The sequence below is a fragment of the Phenylobacterium sp. genome, assembly GCF_041916435.1.
Lineage (GTDB): Bacteria > Pseudomonadota > Alphaproteobacteria > Caulobacterales > Caulobacteraceae > Phenylobacterium.
This window is the reverse complement of sequence record NZ_JAYRZM010000001.1, coordinates 1,000,310-1,006,567: the sequence shown is the minus strand read 5'-3', so window position 1 is coordinate 1,006,567 and position 6,258 is coordinate 1,000,310. Positions and strand designations below refer to the sequence as shown.

The window sequence follows — 6,258 nt, the reverse complement described above, 5'->3', positions numbered from 1 at the left end:
CGTCGTGGCCAAGATCGTCGAGTAAGCTCGACGAACCTCCGGCTCCCCCCAAGGGAGCCGACCAGACAGATCTGGCCGCCCAGGGAAACCCGGGCGGCCTTTTCTGTGGCCGCAGGGGCGTTGAGCCGCCACGATGACAGTGGAGTCATGACCGCGAATTAAGCTGCCCGGCGCGCCGGCTGAGGGTAGCGTCCCGGCTAAATCGCAAAGGGAACGAGACGGATGCGTCTTCTGGCACTATTCGCAGCGGCCGGCTTCGCCTTCGCCGCGGGGGCGGCCAACGCCCAGTCCGTCGAGATCAAGGACGCCGTCGCCCGCGTCACGGTGATCCCGGAGGCGCGCAAGGACGTCAAGGTCGAGATCCTGAACCGCAATTCCGCCCTGCCGCTCGACGTGCGCGTGCATGGCGACCGCACGGTCATCGACGGGAACCTGGCCCGCAAGGTCCGCTCGTGCAACGGGACGGGCGGGCGCACCCGCGTGAGCGTCGCCGGCCGTGGCTGGGTCGAATGGGCGGACATGCCGCAGGTGGTCGTGCGCGTGCCCATGGACGCGGTCGTCGAAGCCGGCGGGGCCGTGTTCGGCTCGGTCGGGCGCAGCAACAGCTTGAAGCTCTCCAACGCCGGCTGCGGCGATTGGACCGTGGCCAACGTGGCCGGCAAGCTGTCCTACAGCCAGGCCGGTTCGGGCGACGCCCGGCTGGGATCGGCCGGCGAAGCCAAGCTGCGCATGGCCGGCTCGGGCGACGTCGACATCGCCAAGGTGCGCGGTCCCCTCGACGTGGACGTCGCCGGCGCCGGCGACGTGGACGTGGGCGAGGTGACCGGGCCGCTGGACATCCGGATCGCCGGCTCCGGCGACGTCGACATCGGCGGGGGCCAGGCGCCCAGCATGAACGTGTCCGTGGCCGGCTCCGGCGACATCAATTTCAGGGGTTCGGCCGGCAGCGTGAAGGCGCGGATCGCCGGCTCGGGCGACGTGAGGGTCAAGTCGGTGTCGGGCCCGGTGCAGAAGACCGTGCTGGGTTCCGGCTCGGTGATCATCGGCTGAGGCCCGTAATCCGCCCGCCGGACGCTTGACGAAGGCGAGTCGGCGGGCTATTGACGCGCCTCCTGTTGGACCGGCTGTGCAAAGAAGGGTCACCTTCGATGCAGACGCGGTTCGCAAGAGCGACCTGAAACAGTGCTAATCCAGCGTTTCGGGAAGGGGCCCTCGCGGGTTTTCGCGTGGGCCTAAATCGTTTGTGCGGACTTACGCGTACGACGCTTCGCAAGAGGCGGCGGGTCGGTCTTTGAAATGGTCAAGATCACGCGGGCGGGCCGCCGTCTGTAGGGAAACAAAAGAGCGATATGGATCGTCAGAACATCCGCATCCGGCTCAAGGCCTTCGATCACCGCGTGCTGGACCATTCCACGCGCGAGATCGTGAACACGGCCAAGCGCACCGGCGCGACCGTCCGGGGGCCCATCCCCCTGCCGACCCGCATTGAAAAATTCACCGTCAACCGCTCGCCGCACATCGACAAGAAGTCGCGCGAGCAGTTCGAGATCCGCACGCACAAGCGCGTGCTCGATATCGTCGACCCCACTCCGCAGACCGTGGACGCGCTGATGAAGCTCGACCTGTCCGCCGGCGTGGACGTCGAGATCAAGCTCTAAGGGGATCGGTCCGATGCGAACCGGCGTGATCGCCAAGAAACTGGGCATGGCGCGCTTCTTCGACGAAGACGGCGCTCATGTGCCGGTCACCGTGCTGAGCCTGGACGGCTGCCAAGTCGTGGCTCACCGCACCAAGGACAAGGACGGCTACGTCGCCCTCCAGCTCGGAGCCGGCGCCAAGAAGGCCAAGAACACCTCCAAGGCCATGCGCGGCCACTTCGCCAAGGGCGAGGTGGAGCCCAAGCGCACCGTGGCCGAGTTCCGGGTGTCCGAAGACAACCTCATCGACGTGGGCGCCGAATTCACGGCGGACCACTTCGTCCCCGGCCAGAAGGTCGACGTGACGGGCCAGACGGTGGGTAAGGGCTTCGCCGGCGCCATGAAGCGCTGGAACTTCGGCGGCCTTCGCGCCACCCACGGCGTGTCGGTGTCCCACCGCTCGCACGGCTCGACCGGCAACCGCCAGGACCCGGGCAAGACCTTCAAGAACAAGAAGATGGCCGGCCACCTCGGCCAGGAAACCGTCACCACCCTCAACGTCACCGTCTGGCGCGTCGACGCCGAGCGCGGTCTGATCATGATCAAGGGCTCCGTGCCCGGCACCGAGGGCTCCTACGTCAAGATCCGCGACGCCCTGAAGGCCGCCGCTCCGGCCGAAGCGCCGAAGCCCGGCGCGTTCCGCAAGGGCGGCGCTCAGCCGGCCGCTGCGGCCGAGACCCCGGTCGAGGAAGCTCCCGCCGCGGCGGAAGGCGAGGGTGAAGCGTAATGAAACTCGACGTCATCAAGCTTGACGGCGGCAAGGGCGGCTCGATCGAGCTGCCGGACGCCGTGTTCGGCATCGAAGAGATCCGCGGCGACATCCTGCAGCGCGTCGTGACCTGGCAGCTCGCCAAGCGTCGCGCCGGCACGCACAAGATCCAGGTCCGCAACGAAGTCTCGCGGACCGGCAAGAAGATGTACAAGCAGAAGGGCACCGGCGGCGCCCGTCACGGCTCGCGCCGGGCGGCCCAGTTCGTCGGCGGCGCCAAGGCCCACGGTCCGGTCGTGCGCAGCCATGCGTTCGACCTGCCCAAGAAGGTCCGCGCCCTGGCCCTGAAGCACGCCCTGTCGTCCAAGGCCAAGTCGGGCGCGCTGATCGTGCTGGACTCCGCTGTCGTGGCCGAGCCCAAGACGGCCGCCCTGCGCGCCAACCTGGAGAAGATCGGCGTGACCAACGCCCTGGTGATCGCCGGGGCCGAGGTGAACGACGCCTTCGGCAAGGCCGCCCGGAACATTCCGAACGTGGACGTGCTGCCGAACGCCGGCCTGAACGTCTACGACGTGCTGCGTCGCAAGACCCTGGTCCTGACCAAGGACGCGGTGGATGCGATCTCGGCGCGTTTCGCTGAGAAGGAAGCTGCGTGATGGCCGAGCCGACCGCCCGTCACTACGACACCATCCTGTCGCCGGTGATCACCGAGAAGTCCACGCTGCTGTCCGAGCAGAACAAGGTGGTCTTCCGCGTCGCCGAGGATGCGTCGAAGGACGAAATCGCCGCCGCCGTCGAGGCGCTGTTCAAGGTCACCGTCACCAAGGTCAACACCCTGGTGACCAAGGGCAAGATCAAGCGTTTCCGGGGCCGTCTGGGCCGTCGCTCGGACGTCAAGAAAGCTGTCGTGACCCTGGCCGAAGGCCAGTCGATCGACATCACCACGGGGCTCTGATCCGATGGCCTTGAAGCAATTCAACCCGACCTCGCCCGGCCGTCGCGGCCTGGTGCTGGTGGACAAGTCCGAGCTGCACAAGGGCCGGCCTGAAAAGTCGCTCGTCGAAGGGCTGACCAAGAAGGGCGGCCGGGGCGGCGGCGGACGCGTGGCCGTGCGCTTCCGTGGCGGCGGCGCCAAGCGCCTGTACCGCAAGGTGGACTTCAAGCGTCGCAAGTTCGACGTGCCGGCCACCGTGGAGCGTCTGGAGTACGACCCGAACCGCACCGCCTTCATCGCGCTGATCAAGTACGAGGACGGCGAGCTGGCCTACATCCTGGCGCCGCAGCGCCTGAAGGCCGGCGACGTGGTGGTGGCCTCGGACAAGGCTGACGTGAAGCCCGGCAACGCCATGCCCCTGCGCGGCATGCCGATCGGCACGATCATCCACAACGTCGAGCTGAAGCCGCTGAAGGGCGGGCAGATCGCCCGCTCCGCCGGCGCCTACGCCCAGCTGGTCGGCCGCGACGCCGGCTACGCGCAGATCCGCCTGAACTCGGGCGAGCTGCGCATGGTGCAGGACGGCTGCATGGCCACCGTCGGCGCGGTGTCGAACCAGGACCACATGAACGAGGTCCTCGGCAAGGCCGGCCGGACCCGCCACAAGGGCCGCCGCCCGCACGTGCGCGGCGTGGCCATGAACCCGATCGACCACCCGCACGGCGGCGGTGAAGGCCGCACCTCCGGCGGCCGCCACCCGGTGACCCCGTGGGGCAAGCCGACCAAGGGCCGTCGGACCCGGATCAACAAGGCGACGGACAAGTTCATCATCCGCTCGCGTCACGCTCGGAAGGCTCGCTAAGGCATGACCCGCTCCGTCTGGAAAGGTCCGTTCGTCGACGGATACCTGCTCAAGAAGGCCGAGGCCGCGCTGGCCGGCGGCCGCAAGGACGTGATCAAGATCTGGTCGCGCCGGTCCACCATCATGCCGCAGTTCGTCGGCCTGACCTTCGCCGTGCACAACGGCCAAAAGCACGTTCCCGTGCTGGTCAGCGAAGACATGGTCGGCATGAAGTTCGGCGAGTTCGCGCCCACCCGGTATTTCCCGGGCCACGCGGCCGACAAGAAGGCCAAGAGGAAGTAGCATGGCCAAGCAAGCTAAAAAGCGTCGCCTGAGCGACGTCGAGGCGATGGCCAAGGTGCGCACCCTGCGCACCAGCGCCCGCAAGCTGAACCTGGTGGCCCAGTCGATCCGCGGCCTGAAGGTGCAGCGCGCGCTCAACGAGCTGGAGTTCAGCCACAAGCGCATCGCCAAGGATGTGCGCAAGGCGCTCTACTCGGCCATCTCCAACGCCGAGAACAACCACAACCTCGACATCGACAGCCTGTTCGTCGCCGAGGCGTTCGTCGGCAAGAACCTTGTGATGAAGCGCTTCGCCGCCCGTGCGCGCGGCCGTGCTTCGCGCATCGAAAAGCCGTTCTCCGAGATCACGATCGTGGTCCGCGAATTGGGTGAGGCCGCCTGATGGGTCAGAAAGTCAATCCGGTCGGGCTTCGCCTCGGCATCAACCGCACGTGGGACAGCCGCTGGTTCGCCGGCAAGGGCGACTACGGCCGGCTGCTGCACGAGGACATCAAGGTCCGCCGCGAGCTGAAGAAGCGCCTGTCGCAGGCCGGCGTGTCGCGCATCATCATCGAGCGCCCGCACAAGAAGTGCCGGGTGACGATCTACGCGGCCCGTCCCGGCGTGATCATCGGCAAGAAGGGCGCGGACATCGAGAAGCTCCGCAAGGACCTGTCCTCGATGACCGAGGGCGACGTCCACCTGAACATCGTCGAGATCCGCAAGCCGGAGACCGACGCGCAGCTGATCGCCGAGAACATCGCCCAGCAGCTGGAGCGCCGCGTGGCCTTCCGCCGCGCGATGAAGCGCGCCATGCAGTCGGCCATGCGTCTGGGCGCCAAGGGCGTTCGGATCAACGTGTCCGGCCGTCTGGGCGGCGCGGAAATCGCCCGCATGGAGTGGTACCGCGAAGGCCGCGTGCCGCTGCACACCCTGCGCGCCGACATCGACTACGGCTTCACCGAGGCCAAGACGACCTACGGCATCATCGGCGTGAAGGTCTGGGTGTTCAAAGGCGAAGTGCTCGAGCACGACCCGATGGCGCTCGACAAGCGTCTGGCCTCCGAGTCCGGCCCGGCCGGCGAGGGCGGTCGTGAGCGTGGCGACCGGGGCGATCGCGGCCCGCGCCGCGAGCGTCGCGAGCAGGCGGGAGCCTGAGGGATCTAGGTCATGCTTTCTCCGAAGAAAACCAAGTACCGCAAGCAGTTCAAGGGCCGGATCCACGGCGTCGCGAAGGGCGGCTTCACCCTCAACTTCGGCTCTTACGGCCTGAAGTCGGTGGAGCCCGAGCGCGTCACCGCCCGCCAGATCGAAGCCGCTCGTCGGGCGATCACCCGCCAGATGAAGCGTCAGGGCCGGGTGTGGATCCGTATCTTCCCGGACCTGCCGGTCACCGACAAGCCGGCCGAAGTGCGGATGGGTAAGGGCAAGGGCTCGGTGGACTACTGGGCCGCCCGCGTCCACCCGGGCCGGATCATGTTCGAGATCGACGGCGTGCCGGACGACGTCGCCCGCGAAGCCCTGCGCCTCGGCGCGGCCAAGCTGCCGGTGAAGACCCGCATCGTGACGCGCATCGACGCCGCCCAGGAGCACGCGTGATGAAGATCGACGAAGTGAGGGGCATGACCCCCGACCAGCTGGCCGAGACCCTGCTGACCCTGAAGAAGGAGCAGTTCAACCTGCGCTTCCAGGCGGCGACGGGCCAGGTCGAGAAGACCCACCGCGTGGACGAGATCCGCAAGGACATCGCGCGGATCAAGACCGTGCTGCGCGCCAAGCAGGCCGCGGCGTAAGG

At 67.7% G+C, this 6,258-nt stretch carries 11 protein-coding genes; all 11 read left to right on the top strand.

Annotation, left to right across the window (positions count from 1 at the left end; translation table 11 throughout):
* Positions 1–222: 222 nt before the first annotated feature.
* Entirely contained in the window at positions 223–1,050 is an 828-nt protein-coding gene (locus ACE3TA_RS04990; RefSeq protein ID WP_374571081.1) for a GIN domain-containing protein, read from the top strand.
* Between the two features lie 299 nt (positions 1,051–1,349).
* The gene (gene rpsJ / locus ACE3TA_RS04985; protein WP_012521787.1) at positions 1,350–1,658 is read left to right on the top strand and encodes a 30S ribosomal protein S10; all 309 of its coding nucleotides are present in this window, start codon (positions 1,350–1,352) and stop codon (positions 1,656–1,658) included.
* A gap of 13 nt (positions 1,659–1,671) precedes the next feature.
* Entirely contained in the window at positions 1,672–2,424 is a 753-nt protein-coding gene (gene rplC / locus ACE3TA_RS04980; RefSeq protein ID WP_374571079.1) for a 50S ribosomal protein L3, read from the top strand.
* Positions 2,424–3,062, top strand: coding sequence for a 50S ribosomal protein L4 (gene rplD, locus ACE3TA_RS04975; RefSeq protein WP_374571077.1), 639 nt, complete (start codon positions 2,424–2,426; stop codon positions 3,060–3,062). The genes rplC and rplD overlap by 1 nt, the downstream gene beginning before the upstream one ends.
* On the top strand, positions 3,062–3,361 hold the full coding sequence (locus ACE3TA_RS04970; RefSeq protein ID WP_374571075.1) for a 50S ribosomal protein L23: 300 nt from the start codon (positions 3,062–3,064) through the stop codon (positions 3,359–3,361). Before rplD ends, ACE3TA_RS04970 begins: the two co-directional genes overlap by 1 nt.
* A gap of 4 nt (positions 3,362–3,365) precedes the next feature.
* Positions 3,366–4,202: a 50S ribosomal protein L2 gene (gene rplB / locus ACE3TA_RS04965; protein WP_374571073.1), complete on the top strand. Its 837-nt coding sequence runs from the start codon at positions 3,366–3,368 to the stop codon at positions 4,200–4,202.
* Between the two features lie 3 nt (positions 4,203–4,205).
* Positions 4,206–4,484: a 30S ribosomal protein S19 gene (gene rpsS / locus ACE3TA_RS04960; RefSeq protein WP_374571070.1), complete on the top strand. Its 279-nt coding sequence runs from the start codon at positions 4,206–4,208 to the stop codon at positions 4,482–4,484.
* Position 4,485: 1 nt separating this feature from the next.
* Positions 4,486–4,866, top strand: coding sequence for a 50S ribosomal protein L22 (gene rplV / locus ACE3TA_RS04955; protein WP_374571067.1), 381 nt, complete (start codon positions 4,486–4,488; stop codon positions 4,864–4,866).
* Positions 4,866–5,621, top strand: a complete 756-nt coding sequence (rpsC, locus tag ACE3TA_RS04950) for a 30S ribosomal protein S3 (RefSeq protein WP_374571065.1) — start codon at positions 4,866–4,868, stop codon at positions 5,619–5,621. The genes rplV and rpsC overlap by 1 nt, the downstream gene beginning before the upstream one ends.
* A 12-nt stretch (positions 5,622–5,633) precedes the next feature.
* Positions 5,634–6,062, top strand: a complete 429-nt coding sequence (rplP, locus tag ACE3TA_RS04945) for a 50S ribosomal protein L16 (RefSeq protein ID WP_374571063.1) — start codon at positions 5,634–5,636, stop codon at positions 6,060–6,062.
* Positions 6,062–6,256, top strand: coding sequence for a 50S ribosomal protein L29 (gene rpmC, locus ACE3TA_RS04940; protein WP_374571061.1), 195 nt, complete (start codon positions 6,062–6,064; stop codon positions 6,254–6,256). The genes rplP and rpmC overlap by 1 nt, the downstream gene beginning before the upstream one ends.
* Positions 6,257–6,258 lie beyond the last annotated feature (2 nt).

Bases quoted from the DNA above. Each gene is read 5' to 3' on its own strand.
- ACE3TA_RS04990 (WP_374571081.1), top strand. From the start codon at position 223: ATGCGTCTTCTGGCACTATTCGCAGCGGCCGGCTTCGCCTTCGCCGCG.
- rpsJ (WP_012521787.1), top strand. From the start codon at position 1,350: ATGGATCGTCAGAACATCCGCATCCGGCTCAAGGCCTTCGATCACCGC.
- rplC (WP_374571079.1), top strand. From the start codon at position 1,672: ATGCGAACCGGCGTGATCGCCAAGAAACTGGGCATGGCGCGCTTCTTC.
- rplD (WP_374571077.1), top strand. From the start codon at position 2,424: ATGAAACTCGACGTCATCAAGCTTGACGGCGGCAAGGGCGGCTCGATC.
- ACE3TA_RS04970 (WP_374571075.1), top strand. From the start codon at position 3,062: ATGGCCGAGCCGACCGCCCGTCACTACGACACCATCCTGTCGCCGGTG.
- rplB (WP_374571073.1), top strand. From the start codon at position 3,366: ATGGCCTTGAAGCAATTCAACCCGACCTCGCCCGGCCGTCGCGGCCTG.
- rpsS (WP_374571070.1), top strand. From the start codon at position 4,206: ATGACCCGCTCCGTCTGGAAAGGTCCGTTCGTCGACGGATACCTGCTC.
- rplV (WP_374571067.1), top strand. From the start codon at position 4,486: ATGGCCAAGCAAGCTAAAAAGCGTCGCCTGAGCGACGTCGAGGCGATG.
- rpsC (WP_374571065.1), top strand. From the start codon at position 4,866: ATGGGTCAGAAAGTCAATCCGGTCGGGCTTCGCCTCGGCATCAACCGC.
- rplP (WP_374571063.1), top strand. From the start codon at position 5,634: ATGCTTTCTCCGAAGAAAACCAAGTACCGCAAGCAGTTCAAGGGCCGG.
- rpmC (WP_374571061.1), top strand. From the start codon at position 6,062: ATGAAGATCGACGAAGTGAGGGGCATGACCCCCGACCAGCTGGCCGAG.